This window comes from Arthrobacter sp. NPDC058288 (assembly GCF_042880995.1).
In the GTDB taxonomy this organism is placed as follows: Bacteria; Actinomycetota; Actinomycetes; order Actinomycetales; family Micrococcaceae; genus Arthrobacter.
On record NZ_JBHVYH010000001.1, the window covers coordinates 1623699 to 1638818 of the forward strand.

The 15120-nt window shown below is 66.6% G+C and carries 15 protein-coding genes; 10 read left to right on the forward strand and 5 right to left on the reverse strand.

What is annotated here, in order from left to right; all coding sequences use genetic code 11:
* Window positions 1-48 precede the first annotated feature (48 nt).
* Window positions 49-918, reverse strand: a complete 870-nt coding sequence (locus ACFVWT_RS07750) for a universal stress protein (protein ID WP_209744909.1) — start codon at window positions 916-918, stop codon at window positions 49-51.
* Between the two features lie 143 nt (window positions 919-1061).
* Between ACFVWT_RS07750 and ACFVWT_RS07755 the strand changes: the two genes are divergently transcribed.
* Window positions 1062-1766: a hypothetical protein gene (locus ACFVWT_RS07755; RefSeq protein ID WP_390246678.1), complete on the forward strand. Its 705-nt coding sequence runs from the start codon at window positions 1062-1064 to the stop codon at window positions 1764-1766.
* Here the strand turns inward: ACFVWT_RS07755 and ACFVWT_RS07760 are convergent.
* Both ACFVWT_RS07760 and ACFVWT_RS07765 read right to left on the reverse strand, forming a co-directional pair.
* On the reverse strand, window positions 1712-3043 hold the full coding sequence (locus ACFVWT_RS07760; protein WP_390246680.1) for an erythromycin esterase family protein: 1332 nt from the start codon (window positions 3041-3043) through the stop codon (window positions 1712-1714). The genes ACFVWT_RS07755 and ACFVWT_RS07760 overlap by 55 nt on opposite strands.
* Window positions 3040-4422 (reverse strand): MBL fold metallo-hydrolase RNA specificity domain-containing protein, encoded by a 1383-nt coding sequence (locus tag ACFVWT_RS07765; protein ID WP_390246682.1) that lies wholly within the window; start codon window positions 4420-4422, stop codon window positions 3040-3042. The genes ACFVWT_RS07760 and ACFVWT_RS07765 overlap by 4 nt, the downstream gene beginning before the upstream one ends.
* Before the next feature lie 466 nt (window positions 4423-4888).
* On the opposite strand from ACFVWT_RS07765, the gene ACFVWT_RS07770 reads away from it, so the two are divergent.
* Window positions 4889-5065 carry a hypothetical protein gene (locus ACFVWT_RS07770; RefSeq protein WP_390246683.1) on the forward strand — a complete coding sequence of 59 codons (177 nt, stop codon included), beginning with the start codon at window positions 4889-4891 and terminating at the stop codon, window positions 5063-5065.
* Between the two features lie 78 nt (window positions 5066-5143).
* Here the strand turns inward: ACFVWT_RS07770 and ACFVWT_RS07775 are convergent, their stop codons facing one another.
* Both ACFVWT_RS07775 and ACFVWT_RS07780 read right to left on the reverse strand, forming a co-directional pair.
* Window positions 5144-5560: a VOC family protein gene (locus ACFVWT_RS07775; RefSeq protein ID WP_390247127.1), complete on the reverse strand. Its 417-nt coding sequence runs from the start codon at window positions 5558-5560 to the stop codon at window positions 5144-5146.
* 133 nt (window positions 5561-5693) lie between these two features.
* A complete protein-coding gene (locus ACFVWT_RS07780; protein WP_390246685.1) occupies window positions 5694-6671 on the reverse strand; it encodes a LysR family transcriptional regulator in 978 nt (325 codons plus the stop codon).
* A gap of 118 nt (window positions 6672-6789) precedes the next feature.
* Here ACFVWT_RS07780 and ACFVWT_RS07785 point away from each other — a divergent pair, with 118 nt between their 5' ends.
* From ACFVWT_RS07785 to ACFVWT_RS07820, 8 genes are read left to right on the forward strand one after another with little or no spacing between them, the layout of a single operon-like run.
* Window positions 6790-7668: an FAD binding domain-containing protein gene (locus tag ACFVWT_RS07785; RefSeq protein WP_390246687.1), complete on the forward strand. Its 879-nt coding sequence runs from the start codon at window positions 6790-6792 to the stop codon at window positions 7666-7668.
* Between the two features lie 5 nt (window positions 7669-7673).
* Window positions 7674-8225 carry a (2Fe-2S)-binding protein gene (locus tag ACFVWT_RS07790; RefSeq protein ID WP_390246689.1) on the forward strand — a complete coding sequence of 184 codons (552 nt, stop codon included), beginning with the start codon at window positions 7674-7676 and terminating at the stop codon, window positions 8223-8225.
* Window positions 8222-10615: an aerobic carbon-monoxide dehydrogenase large subunit gene (locus ACFVWT_RS07795; RefSeq protein ID WP_390246691.1), complete on the forward strand. Its 2394-nt coding sequence runs from the start codon at window positions 8222-8224 to the stop codon at window positions 10613-10615. Before ACFVWT_RS07790 ends, ACFVWT_RS07795 begins: the two co-directional genes overlap by 4 nt.
* Before the next feature lies 1 nt (window position 10616).
* Window positions 10617-11522: an XdhC family protein gene (locus tag ACFVWT_RS07800; RefSeq protein ID WP_390246693.1), complete on the forward strand. Its 906-nt coding sequence runs from the start codon at window positions 10617-10619 to the stop codon at window positions 11520-11522.
* Entirely contained in the window at window positions 11506-12174 is a 669-nt protein-coding gene (locus ACFVWT_RS07805; RefSeq protein WP_390246695.1) for an NTP transferase domain-containing protein, read from the forward strand. Before ACFVWT_RS07800 ends, ACFVWT_RS07805 begins: the two co-directional genes overlap by 17 nt.
* Complete coding sequence (locus ACFVWT_RS07810) at window positions 12171-13094, forward strand: AAA family ATPase (RefSeq protein WP_390246697.1); 924 nt, start codon at window positions 12171-12173, stop codon at window positions 13092-13094. Before ACFVWT_RS07805 ends, ACFVWT_RS07810 begins: the two co-directional genes overlap by 4 nt.
* Window positions 13087-14334, forward strand: a complete 1248-nt coding sequence (locus ACFVWT_RS07815; protein WP_390246699.1) for a VWA domain-containing protein — start codon at window positions 13087-13089, stop codon at window positions 14332-14334. The genes ACFVWT_RS07810 and ACFVWT_RS07815 overlap by 8 nt, the downstream gene beginning before the upstream one ends.
* Window positions 14334-15107: an SRPBCC family protein gene (locus ACFVWT_RS07820; RefSeq protein WP_390246701.1), complete on the forward strand. Its 774-nt coding sequence runs from the start codon at window positions 14334-14336 to the stop codon at window positions 15105-15107. The genes ACFVWT_RS07815 and ACFVWT_RS07820 overlap by 1 nt, the downstream gene beginning before the upstream one ends.
* Window positions 15108-15120: the final 13 nt, after the last annotated feature.

Consider the following 15120-nt stretch of genomic DNA (forward strand, 5'->3'; position numbering starts at 1 on the left):
ATGGCCCCCTCCTCGAAGGGGGCCATAGCCATGCACTGACAGTGCCCGCTATTCCTCGTGCTTGACCTTGTGGACCCGCGTGACCACCGTGGGGCACGGAACACGCAACAGAACCGCGTGGGCCGTGGAGCCAAGGACGAGGCGGCTGAATCCCCCGCGTCCGCGGCTGCCGATGACCAGGAGGCGCGCGTTCGCGGCGGCCTCGACCAGGGCCTTGGCCGGATCGGTGTCCTTGTCCAGCACCTGGTTAACCACCAGATCGGGGTACTTGTCCCGCAGCCCGGCCACCGATTCCGCGAGCACTATCTTGTCCTCTTCCTCAATGACTTCCGCCAGCCCGCTGGCAGGCATCCCGCTCTGAACCCAACGCGCCGGGCGCCGGAAAGCCAGCACGGCCGTCAGCTCGTCCCCCTCGCGGTCTGCTTCCGCCGCGGCGAATGCAACAGCCTGCAATGACTCCTCCGAACCGTCCACGCCCACCACAACGCCGCGGCCTTCCGGCCCCTGATCCTGCGGAATAACCGCCACCGGGCTGTCCGACGCAGTAACGACCTGAAGGGCCCGGTCCGTCATGGGTCCTCCGTCGGCCCAATGACGGTGGTGTGATCCGATGACCACCATGGCGGCGTCTTTGGACATTTCCCGTAGCGCGGCGCCGGCGCTGCCGTGACGCAACTGCACGTCGACGGCCACGTCGGGTTCCTTCTTGGCGGCATCTTCCTGCACCTGCCTCAGCAGTTCCATGCCTGATTCCCTGATCAGTTCGTGGTACTGGAAGTCCGGCGACATCCACCGGTCATCCACCGCATGGACGGCGATCACCGGAAGCTTGAGCCTGGCTGCCCGGTGGAGCGACCACGACATTGCGGCCTCGCTTCCGGTGGAGCCGTTGATGCCGACGACGATTGGTTTGCTCATTCTGAATCCTGCTCTTCTCCATCGCGTTTTCGGATCAGCGCGCCGGAGGCCGCTGACACCTTCAGTGTGCTCCGGCGGCGGACGCAGGGGTTAGGGCCTTAAGCCCCTCAACCAGCCCCGTCGCCGCGCGTAGCGTCGGCCCAATGAAGGAGAACCTGACGGGCACCGCCGCACCCGGGCGGCCCGAACATTTCCTCATGCGCTGGTTCCTGTGGGTCACCCTTGGTGAGAGTGCAGGCTTTCTGGCTCCCGCCGTCGTCGCGGTCTTCGTGATCATGCCGGACACCGCCGGCGGGATGGCCTGGCTGGTAGTGGCCGGCGTCGCCGAGGGCACAGTCCTGGGGCTCGCCCAGGCGCACGTGCTCCGAAGCCGGCTGCCCCGCCTGAGCGCGACCCGGTGGACCACAGGCACTGCCGCCGGCGCGGCGCTCGCCTGGCTCCTCGGGCTCAGCCCCAGTACTTTCGCCGATCAGTGGCAGCTTTGGCCACCGGCCTTGCAGGCCGCTGCCGCCGTGCCCGGAGCGCTGCTGCTGCTGTGTTCGATCGGGCTGGCGCAATGGTCGGAACTCCGCCGGCACCTCGCGAACAGCGGATGGTGGGTTGCCGGGAACGCGCTGGCATGGTGCGTGGGGCTGGGACTCTTCTTCGCCGTCGCACCGCCGCTGTGGCAACCGGGACAGCCGCCGACGACGGTGATCGCCATCGGCGTTGCCGCCGCCATCCTGATGGCCGCCGGCATGGCGCTGGTGACCGGCCTGGTGATGAAACGGCTGCTTCGCTTTCCGGGGGCAGATCAGAAGCCGGTGGGCTCCGTTTCGAATTCCGGCTCACTGGGCGGAGCCTCGTGATGGAGCGGACGAAGCGCCGAGGTCTGTTCCATCCAGATGAGGGCGTCGTAACGCCCTCCCATCCGGGTGGGAACGTAGTTTCCGGATTCCCTGGCCGGGCGGTAGACAACCCCGATGGCCCGGTGACCCAGCCAGGCTGACAGCCACGGACCGGATCTGTCCCTGCCGAACTCCAACAACGCCGGTGCGCCCAGGGCCCTGTGCAGCAGGTCCTCGTGGCTGCCGGTCCGGGCTTCCGGCACAGTGAGCACCCGTTCAGGGGAGCCCCAGGCGTCCGCAGCCATCACTGTCCCCCGGTACGATCCGAAACCCACCAGGGTCACACCTTCGGAACCGTGGCGCTCGCGGAGCAGCTGGCCGACGTTCACCAGCCCGTCCCTGGCCATGTCCGTGGCACGGGCATCTCCCACATGGGTGTTGTGCTCCCAGATGATCCCTTTGGAGGCTGGGCCCAGATGCGCGCTCAGCCGGTCCACGGTGTCCGCCATGTGGCGGTCCCGGACGTTCCAGGACTCACGGTTCCCCTGCACCATGATGCGGTAGTAATGCTCGGCGTTGGCGGCAACCACGGCGTTCTGGACCGCGTCGAAGGCCTCATCGCTTTCGGCGAGCGGTTCGTGGTCCCGCAGCGCAAGTGCCCGGTTTCGCACCTCGGTGAGGAGCGCAACCACATCGGCCTCGCACGATTCCGGAACCAGCCGGGTGCGCCAGGCGTACTCGTGCGGATCTTCATGATGCGGAAGGAAACACTGCCACGCCCGCATGGCAGCGGGAACGGCGTCGGGTTCGTTGTCCTCAAGCCAGCCGATGATTTCCCGCAGGGAATCCCACAGCGAATAGACGTCCAGGCCGTAGAATCCCACCCGCTCCTCCATCGGACGCTCCAGGTTCCAGCCGCGAAGCCAGTCAAGGAAGCCCGCCACTTCCTCGTTTGCCCACATCCAGGTGGGCCAACGGCCGAACCCGGCGAGCATGGTGTGCACGCCCGCATCCTGCCCGCTTTGTCCGCGGACCCAGCGGTTGATCCGCCAGCAGTCCGGCCAGTCGCCCTCCACTCCTATCCAGCTGTAACCCTGCTCTTCGATCAGCCGCATGGTCAGCCGGGCACGCATGGTGTAGTACTCATGGGTGCCGTGGGATGCTTCGCCGATGGCCACGAAGCGTCCGGCACCGGCCTTGTGGACCAGGCGGTCAAGGTCCCGTATTCCGCTGAGGGGCCGGGCCAGGCTGCGGATCTCGTCCAGCATGCTCAGGACGGCACGGTTTCCGTTGGTCATGTCGGATCCTCGAGCGAGATGCCTTCAAGGTATTCCGGAACGCGCACCCGCCAGCCGAGTTCGCGCTTGATGCGGATCCGGAGCGCATCGGACGCTTCCGGTTCACCATGGGTGATGTAGGTCATTCGGGGTTCCCGTTCGGCGGCCCTCATCCACTCGATCAACCCGTTTGAGTCCGCATGCGCGGACAAACTTTCCATCTGGATCACTTCGGCGCGGATGCGGAAGTCCTCCCCGTAGATCCGGAGTTGCCGTTGGCCCGCGGCGAGCGCGGCGCCGCGGGTTCCGCCGGCCTGGTATCCGCTGAGGATAATGGCGTTCTTCGGATCGGGACCGTACTCGGCGATGTGGTGCAGGATCCTGCCTCCGGTGAGCATCCCGCTGGCAGAAATGATTACCATTGGGCCACCGCGGAGGTTGAGCAGTTTCGAATCGTCCACGGTCCGGGTCATCTTGGCCACTTTGTACATGTCCTCGTACTCCCGCTGCTTGAGGCGGTGTTCATTGGGGTGCCGCTGGTACATGCCGGAGGCGTCGATGGCCATGGGGCTGTTCAGGTATACGGGAATGTCCGGAATCGCGTTTTTGGCCCGAAGCCGGGACAGATGCAGCATGAGTGTCTCCGCCCGTCCGACGGCGAACGCGGCAATCATGATCACCCCGTTCTTCTTCGCCACACGGGTGATAATCTCCCCCAGCTGCAGTTCCGGATCCAGGCTCGAGTGTTCGCGGTTTCCGTAGGTGGATTCGGTGACGAGTATGTCAGCGGCGCCAAGCCCCCGGGGCGGGAACATCAACGGATCATCGTTGCGTCCCAGGTCACCGGTGAAATGGACGGAGTGCTGGCCCACGTCGACCCTGATCTGGGCTGCTCCGAGAATGTGCCCTGCGGGCAGGAACGTCGCGGAAATCCCCCCGCCCAGCTCCAGCGGGGTGTCGAAACCCTGCTCCCGGAAACTGTCGAGCGACCGGACCGCATCCGCTGCCGTGTAGAGCGGAACCGGCGGGCTATGCCTGGACGAGCCGTGCTCGTAGGCGTACTTGGCTTCCTCTTCCTGCAGGTGCCCGCTGTCGGGAAGGAGCAGGGTGCACAATTCGGTGGTGCCCTCGGTGGCGTACACCGGTCCGCTGAAGCCGTCCCGGACCAGGGCGGGCACGTAGCCGGTGTGATCAAGATGGGCATGGGTCAGCAGGACGGCGTCAATCGATGCCGGCCGGACGTGGAACGGGATGCGGTTGCGGTCGCGGAGCACCTTGTAGCCCTGGAACAGCCCGCAGTCCACGAGGATGCGTTGCCCGCCCGCCTCAACCAGGTACCGGGAACCGGTCACGCTGTCCGTGGCTCCGAGGAACCGGAGTTGCGGGTGTCGGTGTTTCATGATGCTCCCTGCTCCCTGCTCCCGTCGCGCAGCGTCCCCATTGACCTCCGGCAGCCGTTACCTCTGGGCAGCCGCAGTTCCACGGCCGCAGCAAGCGCACGGGCTGCACCGCGCCGGAATGCGCAGCGCGGTGTACGTCCCAGCTTCCGCTTCTTCCGGCAGCCCACCTAGGGCCGAAAGTCACGGCTGCGCAAGCGCTCCCGCCTTTTCGGGAACCGGACCCGGCAGTACGCTGGAACCACCCCTTGGAGACGTCGTATGGCTGAACAGGATTTGATCACCAGCGCCCGCGCGGCGTACGCCCGCAGGGACTGGCACGCGGCCCTGACACGCGGCCCTGATGGGTGGGGTGGCTGGCAAAATCGCGCAGAAATTCCGGACAGGCGGCGGCCTGGGGTACGAGGACTAGCCGGATTACGTCGAGATCCAGGCCGCTGACAGCGCTTCGGTCCATGAGACGTCCCTGGTGTCCGCCATCCTCCCGCTGGCCGGTTGCGTGGACGGGCTGCGGCTGGGACTGCGGAACGTCCGGTTCCAACTCCTCGACGCAGCTGTCCTGGACGGCGCGGAGGGATTCGATCTCATCACTGTTTTCGATGCCATCCACGACCAGGCCCAGCGGGCTTCGGCAGCGTTGAGGTGAAGGAACTCGAGGAGGATCCGTTCAACGCCTACTTCGTGGCCCGGAAGTAGGCGTTGAACGATTCAGTTGCCGGTCCCCTTACTGCTGGGGACCGGCAATGTTCACCAGCCAGGCGACCCCGAACCTGTCAGTGCACATGCCGAAGGTGTCGCCCCACGGTGCCTGTTCGAGCGGCACCGTCACGGTGCCGCCGTCGGACAGCTTCTCCCAGTACCCGCGCAGTTCGGCGTCGTCATCGCCACTGAGGGAAACGGAGAAGTTGTCGCCGGGGGTGAAGCTCATGCCGTTGGGTGTATCGGCGCCCATGAGCACCATGCCGGATTCGCTGGTGAGCATGCCGTGCATGATCTTGTCCTGCTCGGATGCGTCTTCGCTGGCATGGAACTCGCCGAAGGTGCTCATTGCCAGTTCGCCTCCAAATACGGACTGGTAAAAGGTCATGGCCTCCCGCGCGTTGTCCCGGAAGCCAAGGTAGGGATTCAGTCTCGTGGTCATGTTCAGATGTGTCCTCTCGTACCGGTCGATACCCGGACCACCCGTGGATCCGGTGGCCGCCCGGGCTTGGAACACTTCATATGTTGCCCCAGTCATGCCGGACTGCATAGGGGGTTGGCGGTAGCCTTCGGTCTTAGCTCCAGAGCGCAACGTGAACTTTGGATCCCCGTCGTTCAAGCCCCCGGGAGCCGCCCGGAGCAACCATCGCGGCTGTTGCATCCGATGTGGTGACGAACCGCTGCAGCGCCCTGGCCTTGGAAGTTGTCCGGCCATGGTCCAGCGTGCTTGCCCACCACAAACCGGAAACTGGAGTTCCGACAACGGGTACGCGCACCAGGACTCCGGTTTGGAGTTCCGCCCTCACGATGTGCCCCAGGGCGAGTGTCAGGCCCTCTCCTGCCCTGACCGCGGCGAGGGCGTCGGTTTCGCTGCTTAATCGGATCACCTCGGGCGCTACGCCCATCGAAGACAGCCACCGCCCTTCATCCGTCTCCGCCTGGATGCCGGAGGGACCGGCGAACCATGGTCGGTCCAGCAACCGTGCCAGTGGTACCGGCCCGTGCAGCCCGGCGAGGGGATGCGATCCCGCCACCACGAAGACGCGCTGATACCGCAGGAAAGGGACCATCTCCAGTCCGACGTCACCCCCTGCACCGCCCGGCTGGGCAGCCCTGGCCCCGAGAGCTATGTCGTAGGCGCGGTCAAGGAGCAGCGAAGCTATGTCGGCTGCGGACTCCACGACGACATCAACGGAGGCTCCCGGCACCCGTTTGGTAAAGAGGTCAAGCAACCGCCCGGCCGCATGTTCAGCGAACGGAGCTGTTGCGACGATTCTCAGCAATCCCGCGTCTGTGGTTGCGTGGGACACTTCCCACCGCGCGTGGTCAGCCAGGCCAACGATTTCCTGGGCATAGTCCGCGAGCGCCCGGCCGCCCGGCGTCAGGGCAATGCCTCCGCCAGCCCGGACGAAAAGGGGGTCGTCGAGGTCCCGCCGAAGCGCAGCCAGGGCAGAGGAGACTGCCGGCTCGCTGACGCCCAGGGCCGCCGCGGCAGCGTGAAGAGACCCCAGTCTGGCCACGAGCGCAAAGGCCCGCAGCTGGCTCAAAGTCATCGACACGGCTTCATAACCCTTCGCTTATGACGATATTGACACTCCACTCGGGCCAGGGCAAGACTGACCTCAAATCGGCGTCTTACAGTGTGCGGCGCCATGGAGTGAGGTAGGGACAATGCAGATTCCGGCTCCTTTTGACTACGTTCGGGCCAGCACAGTGAATGATGCCCTTGAACTTCTTGCACGCCACGGCCCCGAGTCCCGGGTGATAGCCGGCGGGCACAGCCTTCTGCCCATGATGAAGCTCCGCCTGGCCCGTCCCGAATGGCTGATTGACATCAACGACCTGTTCGAACTCGACTTCATCCTTCTCGACGGGGATCACCTGCGGGTGGGCGCGCTGACGCGCCATACGGCCCTCCTGGAATCAGCCGAAGTGGCCCGCCTCTTCCCGATCATTTCGGACGCCGAAGCGGTCATCGCGGATCCTGTGGTGCGCAACCGCGGGACCATTGGCGGTTCCCTGTGCCAAGCCGACCCGGCCGAAGACCTTTCCACAGTCTGCGACGTCCTGCGTGCTGTGGCTGTGGTCCGCGGTCCCGGCGGCGAACGCCTGGTCGATATGAACGAGTTCCACCGCGGCCCCTATGAGACAGCCGTGGCCCCTGACGAGTTGCTGTGCGAAGTCCGGTTCCCCGTTCGTCCGAACTCGGGAAGCGCCTACGAAAAAGTGGAACGCCGGGTTGGCGACTGGGCCGTCGCCGCAGCCGGGGCGGCCGTCTCGCTGGCGGACGACGGTAGCGTCGATGCCGCGGCCATAGGTCTCACGGCGCTGGGCCTCGACGGAACCGTCGAGGAAGCCGCGGCCGTGCTCCTTGGACAGCAACCCCGCGAGGAGCTGTTCGTCGAGGCCGGCCGGCTGGCGTCCATTGCGTGTGATCCTGTCGCAGACCAGCGCGGACAGATCGACTACAAACGGCATCTGGCCGACGAGCTCACCCGCAGAGTCCTGCGGCGGGCATGCGCCCGGGCCGCCGGAATACAGGAAGGTTGAGCCCCATGCAGATCAGCATGACAGTGAACGGAAACGACGTAACCTCCGACATCGAACCGCGTGTGCTGCTGGTTCATTACATCCGCGACGTCCTTGGCCTCACGGGCACGCATTGGGGGTGCGACACCACGAACTGCGGAACGTGTGTGGTCCTGATGGACGGCCAGCCCGTGAAGTCCTGCACCGTGCTCGCCGCGATGGCGGCCGGGCACGACATTCGCACGGTTGAAGGACTCGCCACGGCAGGCACCCTCGATCCGGTTCAGCAGGGGTTCATGGAGGAGCACGGGCTGCAGTGCGGCTTCTGCACCCCGGGCATGATGCTCACGGCCCGCGCCTTGCTGGACAAGAACCCGCATCCGGACGACACCGAAATCCGGACGGCCATATCCGGGCAGATCTGCCGCTGCACCGGATATGCCACGATCGTCCGCTCAGTGCAGTGGGCTGCCGCCCATCCCGCAGGGGCGGCTGCTGACGTTGCAGCTCCAGACGAAGTCATCGAGGGCACAGACACGGCGGTCCCGGACATCGCAGACGCAGAGGTGAAGGCATGACTGTTATCCACGATCGGCCAGCCAATCCGGCCGCCGGCGACGCCGACCGCCCGATCGGCTACGGCCGCATCCAGCGCAAGGAAGACCCCCGGTTCGTCCGCGGAAAGGGCCACTACGTCGACGACATTGTGCTGCCGGGCATGCTGCACGGCGCCATCCTGCGCGCCCCGGTTGCCCACGCACGGCTGGTCTCGATCGACACCACCAATGCGTTGGCCCACCCGAAAGTGCTCGCCGTGATCACGGGCAAGGACCTGCTGGCACTCAACCTCGCCTGGGCGCCCACTCTTTCAGCGGATGTGCAGGCAGTGCTGGTTACCGACAAAGTGCGCTTCCAGGGGCAGGAGGTCGCCTTCGTCGTGGCGGAGGACCGCTACGCCGCCCGCGACGCCTTGGAACTGATCGACGTCGACTATGACCTGCTGCCTCCGGTCATCGATGCGCGCAAAGCCCTGGACCCGGACGCCCCCGTGATCCGGGATGATCTCGAAGGCCGGACGGACAACCGGATCTTCGACTGGGAGATGGGCGACGAGGCGGAAACGGAGGCGGTCTTCGCCTCAGCAGACGTCGTCGTGGCACAGGAGGTCGTCTACCCCCGGGTCCATCCGGCACCCATGGAGACCTGCGGCGCCGTCGCAGACTTTGATGCCGTGTCCGGGAAGCTGACGCTGTATGAGACGACCCAGGCACCGCACGCGCACCGCACCCTGTTCGCGATCGTCGCCGGCATCCCCGAACATAAGATTCGTATCGTCTCCCCCGATATCGGCGGCGGGTTCGGTAACAAGGTGGGCATCTACCCCGGCTACATCCTCGCCGTCGTCGGTTCGATCGTCACCGGCAAGCCGGTGAAGTGGGTGGAGGACCGCTCGGAAAACCTGATGTCGACGTCGTTCGCCCGGGACTACATCATGCAGGGCGAAATCGCCGCCACCAAAGACGGCCGGATCCTCGCCCTCAGGACCAGTGTGCTGGCCGATCACGGCGCGTTCAACGCCACCGCCCAGCCCACCAAGAACCCCGCCGGCTTCTTCTCGATCTTCACTGGCAGCTACGACCTGAAGGCCGCGTTCTGCAAGGTCAGGGGCGTCTACACCAACAAGGCTCCGGGCGGCGTTGCCTACGCTTGCTCGTTCCGGGTGACGGAAGCCGTCTACCTGGTGGAGCGGATGGTGGACATCCTGGCCCGGAAGCTGGACATGGACCCGGCGGAACTCCGGTTGAAGAACTTCATCAGGCCCGAACAGTTCCCGTACGCGAACAAGACCGGCTGGGTCTATGACTCAGGCAACTATGAAGTGGCCATGCGGCTGTCGATGAAGATGGCCGGCTACGAGGAGCTCAGGCGCGAACAGGCCGAGAAACGCGAACGTGGCGAACTCATGGGGATCGGTGTCGCCTTCTTCACCGAAGTCGTGGGAGCCGGCCCGCGCAAACACTTCGACATTGTGGGCCTGGGCATGGCCGACGGCGCCGAGCTGCGCGTCCACCCGACCGGCAAGGCCGTTGTGCGGCTTTCCGTCCAGAGCCAGGGGCAGGGCCACGAGACCACGTTCGCGCAGATCGTCGCGGAAGAGCTCGGCATTCCGCCGGAGAATATTGATGTCGTCCACGGCGACACCGACCAGACGCCCTTTGGCCTGGGCACCTACGGGAGCCGGTCGACGCCGGTCAGCGGCGGCGCGGTGGCCCTCGTTGCGCGCAAGGTCCGCGAAAAGGCGAAGCTCATCGCCGCCGCCATGCTCGAAACCCGTCCCGAAGACCTCGAGTGGGAGAAGGGCCGCTGGTTCGTCAAGGGCGATCCCGGCGCCGGCAAGACCATCGAGGAAATCGCCATGGCCGCCCACGGCACCATGACCCTCCCCGAGGGAATCGACGGCAACCTCGACGCCGAGGTCACCTACGACCCGCCGAACCTGACGTTCCCCTTCGGCGCCTACATCTGCGTGGTGGACATCGATCCGGGAACGGGCCACGTCAAAGTGCGGCGTTTCATCGCGGTGGATGACTGCGGGACCCGGATCAACCCGATGATTATCGAAGGCCAGGTGCACGGCGGCCTGACCGACGGCGTCGGCATGGCCCTCATGGAAATCATCGAATTCGACGAGGCAGGCAACTGCCTGGGCGGCTCCTTTATGGACTATCTGATCCCCACGGCGATGGAGGTACCGGACTGGGAAACCGGCTTTACCGTGACGCCGTCACCGCATCACCCCATCGGCGCGAAGGGCATTGGAGAGTCCGCCACCGTCGGCTCGCCGCCGGCCATCGTGAACGCGGTCGTCGACGCCCTGGCCCCATACGGGGTGGTCCACATGGACATGCCCTGCACACCGGCCCGGGTATGGGAAGCCATGCAGGGCCGGCCAAGGCCACCGATCTGACATGCAATCCACTGGAGAAACCCTCGCGGCAAGGGCAACGGAACTCATCAGCCGGCGGGAGCCGTTCGTCCGTGCCACGGTGGTGCGGGCGCAGCGGCCCACGAGCGCGCACGCGGGTGACACCGCCCTGATCCTGTCCGACGGTGAAATGGCTGGCTTCGTGGGCGGAAATTGCGTCGAGGCCTCGGTCCGGGAATACAGCCTGAAGGCACTCTCGGCCCAGGAGCCGCTGTTGCTGCGCGTTGTGCCTGGCGAGCCGTCCCACCGCAGCGAAGAAGGCGCGGTCGAGGTTTCAAACCCCTGCCTCAGCGGAGGAGCCATCGAGATCTTCCTTGAGCCACACATCCCCGCACCGAGGGTCCTGGTGGTCGGCACCACCCCCGTGGCCCAGGCCCTGGCATCCCTCGGTGCCGGCGTCGGCCTGCAGATGGAACTGACCGACGGGCAGGCCGCGGACCCCCGGCCCGACGACGCCGCCCTGATCGTCGCCTCCCACGGCCGGGAGGAAGAAGGGGCACTGGAGGGCGCATTGCGTGCCGGGGTGCCCTACGTCGCACTGGTGGCCAGCGAAACACGGGGCGCCGCCGTCCTGGCATCCCTGGATGTGGATGAATCTCTGCGCTCCCGGGTGTTCAGCCCGGCAGGGCTGGACCTTGGAGCCCGCACCCCGGGTGAGATCGCCGTGTCCATCCTCGCGCAGCTCGTTGCCGAACGGGCCAAGGGACGGCACCCGGCGACTGCCCAACGCGCACCGGCAACGGCCGTTGACCCCGTCTGCGGGATGACGGTGGCCGCCGTAGAGTCAACGCTGCACCTCGAGCACGGCGGCACCACCGTCTACTTCTGTTCCCGGGGATGCTACGAGGCATTCCGCAAAGATCCGGCACGCTATGACGCCTCCCGCTGAAGCCCTGCCCGGCCAGGCCCGCAGCCCTGCCCCCCTGACATCCCGTCGTCCAGCCGGAAAGCCCCGGATTGCCGGGCTGGTCCTGGCCGCCGGCGGCTCCAGCCGGCTGGGGCGCCCCAAGCAGCTCCTCCCCTATGGAGACGGCGTGCTGCTCGACGCCGTGCTGGCCACCGCCCGGGCCTGCGGCTTCGCCCAACTGGTGTTGGCCGTGGGCGGCTCGAGCGAAGAGGTGCTGAAAGGCGTGAACACGGCTGGCTGCGATGTCGCCGTCAACCCGGACTTCGGCACCGGCTGCGCATCGTCGATAGCCGCCGCGTTGCAGGCGCTTCATTCCGACACTGATGTGGTGGTCCTGTTGCTCGGCGACCAGCCGGGGGTCATGGCCCGGAACGTGGACAGGCTGCTGGCGGGACGCGGGCACGCCGAAATCGCCGTCTGCCGTTACGACGACGGCATCGGCCATCCGTTTGCGTTCGCCCGTTCGGCCCTGCCCGCGCTCGCCGGACTGCACGGCGACAAGGCGGTGTGGCGGTTGCTCGAGGAGCGCGCATCGGAGGTAACGGAGGTGGCCGTGCCCGGCGCCATTCCCCTGGACATCAACACCGACGATGATTACGACAGGGTGCTCGACGCACTTCGGGGCGGACCGTGAGCAACGCCGCGCGCAGCGGCGCGGAAGGAGATGTGCAGCAGCTGGTCCCGGATGTTCCTTCGCTAATGGCTGCACTGGACGACGGCGACTACCTCGCCGACGTTGGACTGGCCACGGCGTTGTTCCTGGCTGTGCGTTTGCCCCAGCCCATCCTGTTGGAAGGCGAAGCGGGGGTGGGCAAGACCGAGGCTGCGAAGGCGCTGGCCCGTGTGCTCAACACTCCCCTGTTCCGGCTGCAGTGCTACGAGGGGATTGACGCTGGTGAAGCGCTTTATGAATGGAACCACCAGCGCCAGCTGCTCGGTATCCGGCTGGCAGAAGTCCGCGATGCAGCCCTGAACGAATCGGACCTCTTCGGGCCGCAGTACCTGCTGCGCCGGCCGCTGCTGCAGGCGATCGAGCATCCCGGACCGCGCCCGGCCGTGCTGCTGCTGGACGAGATTGACAGGGCTGACGCCGAATTCGAGGCGTTCACCTTCGAACTGCTCGCGGAGGCCTCAGTCACCATCCCGGAGCTAGGCACCATCCGGGCCACGCATCCGCCCGTTGTGGTTCTGACGTCGAACCGGACCAGGGACCTGCACGATGCGCTCACGCGCCGCTGCCTGTACCACTGGATCGACTATCCCGCACCCGTGCGGATTGCCGAGATCGTGCGTCGCCGTGTCCCTGGAAGCGCCGGTCCCCTGGCACAGGAGGCGGCGTCGGCCATCACGAAGATGCGGACACTGGACATGGCCAAGCCGCCCGGAATTGCCGAAGCCATCGACTGGGTATCCGCCTTGTCCGTACTCGGCATCACGCACATCGATGCGCCAACCGTGGAGAAGACCTGGGGCTCGATCGTCAAGAACCGGGATGACCTTGAGCTCGTGGGAGCTCGCGGCGCCGCCTGGCTGGTCGGGGACGGTCATGGCTGATTCCAGCGCCGCCATCGGCCCGCCGGGGGTGGAGGCCGCGTCCCTGGCTGCGGGACTTGTGACGGCGCTGCGCCGTGCCGGCCTTTCGACTTCCCCGGACCGCGCCGTTCGGCTGGCTGAAGCCCTCCGCCTGGTCCCGCCCGTCGCCCGCGAACCGCTTTACTGGACGTGCCGGGTGGTCCTGGTGTCCTCCCGGGAGCAGATGGCGGTTTTCGACGCCGTCTTTGCCGCCGTATTTGATGGCCGGCTTGATCCGGCAGACAGCAGGGGCGCCACCAAGGCAGAGCCGGTTATCGACTCCCGGGCGCGCCTCCGCCCGTCCCCCCTGTCAGGGCCGGCGAATGTGCCGTCGGGTCTCCCCAAGGCGTCGCCGCCGGCTCTGCTTCCCGGCAGGGAACGCTCCGGCGAGGGGGCCGGTCCTGAGCGCGACGCCATCCTGGCCATGGCGTCGGCGGAGGAACGGCTGCACGAAACGTCCTTTGCCGAGCTCTCCGCCGAGGAGATAGTCCAGGTACGCCGGCTCGTTCGCGAGATAGCCTTCTCCACGCCGGCACGCCTGAGCCGCAGGACCCGCAAGTCGTCGCACAGCAGTGCGCGGCTGGACATCCGGAGCACCGTCCGCGCCGCCCGGCGCACCGGCTCCGATGCCCCACGGCTCATCTATGCCCATCGCCGGCCCCGTCCGCGGCAGCTGGTCCTGCTGTGCGATGTATCGGCGTCCATGGAGCCCTACACGAGGGTGTTCCTGTCATTATTGCAGGGCTCCGTCGCCGGAGCCCGGGCGGAGGCGTTCGTGTTCTCTACCCGCCTGACGCGGCTGACGCGGCAGCTGGCGGGCCGGAACCCTGATCAGGCGCTGGCCCGGGCCGCAGCAAGGGCACCGGACTGGGCAGGAGGGACACAGATCGCGGAAAGCCTGCGGAGCTTCATTGACGCGCACGGCCGCCGCGGCTTGGCCAGGGGCGCGGTGGTGGTGGTGCTCTCCGACGGCTGGGCCCAGGATGATCCGGACCTCGTGGCCACGCAAATGGGACGGCTCAAGCGGCTCGCCTACCGGATTGTCTGGGTTAATCCGAGGAAGGCGGACGTGAACTACCGGCCGCTGGTGGGTGGCATGGCCGCGGCGCTTCCCTACTGCGACGCCTTTGTCAGCGGCCACAGCTATTCGGCGCTGGCGGAAGTGGCAGCCGCGGTCCGGGACGCTCGCAGGACAACACAAGAGAGGCAGGGCAACAGCTAATGCAAATAGACAGCGCTTTCTCCGTAGTCGCTCCAATCGACAAAGTCTGGGACACGCTTATGGACTTCCAGCGCGTGGCCGCGTGCGTTCCAGGGGCGCAGATCCTGAACAAGCTTTCCGACGACGCCTACCAGATCGGGATGAAGGTGAAGCTGGGACCGGTTTCCATGCAGTACAAGGGGCAGATGACCGTCCTCGAACGGAACGTTGACGAACACCGCGCGGTGTTCCAGGGGCGGGCGCAGGAAACCCGCGGCCAAGGTACGGCCGAAGCCACTGTGACCCTGCGCCTGGCAGAGGCGCAAGGTTCCACGCAGGGGACGGTCAGCGCCGATCTGGCCCTGTCCGGAAAGGCCGCCGCAATGGGGAAGAGCGTTATCGGCGGCGTCACCGAGCAGATGATGGCGCTGTTCGCCGCCAACCTGCAAACGTTGCTGGCGCAACCCGCCGGGGAAGCGCCTGGCGAGGCCGTGCCGGAAGCACCCGGCGAGGCCGTGCCGGAAACGCCTGGCGAGGCCGTGCCGGAGGCGCCGCCGGCACCACTACCCGGGTCACCCGGGTCACCCGGGGCACCGGTTCCCGCACCGTCTGCCCCGTCGCCATCGTCACCACTGTCGCAGCCCGACAACAGCCTGAACGCACTTTCCCTGGCCAGGGGAATGCTCACCGATCAGCTCAGCAACCCCGGGAAACTCATTGGGCTGCTTGCCGCCGTAGCGTTTTGTGCTTATCGACTGGGCCGCCGTGCCGGGCTGCGCTCGGGCCGGCCCTGAGCCGCCATTGGAG

Excerpts from the sequence above, each read along its gene's own strand:
- ACFVWT_RS07750 (WP_209744909.1), bottom strand. The coding sequence starts at position 918 with ATGAGCAAACCAATCGTCGTCGGCATCAACGGCTCCACCGGAAGCGAG.
- ACFVWT_RS07755 (WP_390246678.1), top strand. The coding sequence starts at position 1,062 with ATGAAGGAGAACCTGACGGGCACCGCCGCACCCGGGCGGCCCGAACAT.
- ACFVWT_RS07760 (WP_390246680.1), bottom strand. The coding sequence starts at position 3,043 with ATGACCAACGGAAACCGTGCCGTCCTGAGCATGCTGGACGAGATCCGC.
- ACFVWT_RS07765 (WP_390246682.1), bottom strand. The coding sequence starts at position 4,422 with ATGAAACACCGACACCCGCAACTCCGGTTCCTCGGAGCCACGGACAGC.
- ACFVWT_RS07775 (WP_390247127.1), bottom strand. The coding sequence starts at position 5,560 with ATGACCACGAGACTGAATCCCTACCTTGGCTTCCGGGACAACGCGCGG.
- ACFVWT_RS07780 (WP_390246685.1), bottom strand. The coding sequence starts at position 6,671 with ATGACTTTGAGCCAGCTGCGGGCCTTTGCGCTCGTGGCCAGACTGGGG.
- ACFVWT_RS07785 (WP_390246687.1), top strand. The coding sequence starts at position 6,790 with ATGCAGATTCCGGCTCCTTTTGACTACGTTCGGGCCAGCACAGTGAAT.
- ACFVWT_RS07790 (WP_390246689.1), top strand. The coding sequence starts at position 7,674 with ATGCAGATCAGCATGACAGTGAACGGAAACGACGTAACCTCCGACATC.
- ACFVWT_RS07795 (WP_390246691.1), top strand. The coding sequence starts at position 8,222 with ATGACTGTTATCCACGATCGGCCAGCCAATCCGGCCGCCGGCGACGCC.
- ACFVWT_RS07800 (WP_390246693.1), top strand. The coding sequence starts at position 10,617 with ATGCAATCCACTGGAGAAACCCTCGCGGCAAGGGCAACGGAACTCATC.
- ACFVWT_RS07805 (WP_390246695.1), top strand. The coding sequence starts at position 11,506 with ATGACGCCTCCCGCTGAAGCCCTGCCCGGCCAGGCCCGCAGCCCTGCC.
- ACFVWT_RS07815 (WP_390246699.1), top strand. The coding sequence starts at position 13,087 with ATGGCTGATTCCAGCGCCGCCATCGGCCCGCCGGGGGTGGAGGCCGCG.
- ACFVWT_RS07820 (WP_390246701.1), top strand. The coding sequence starts at position 14,334 with ATGCAAATAGACAGCGCTTTCTCCGTAGTCGCTCCAATCGACAAAGTC.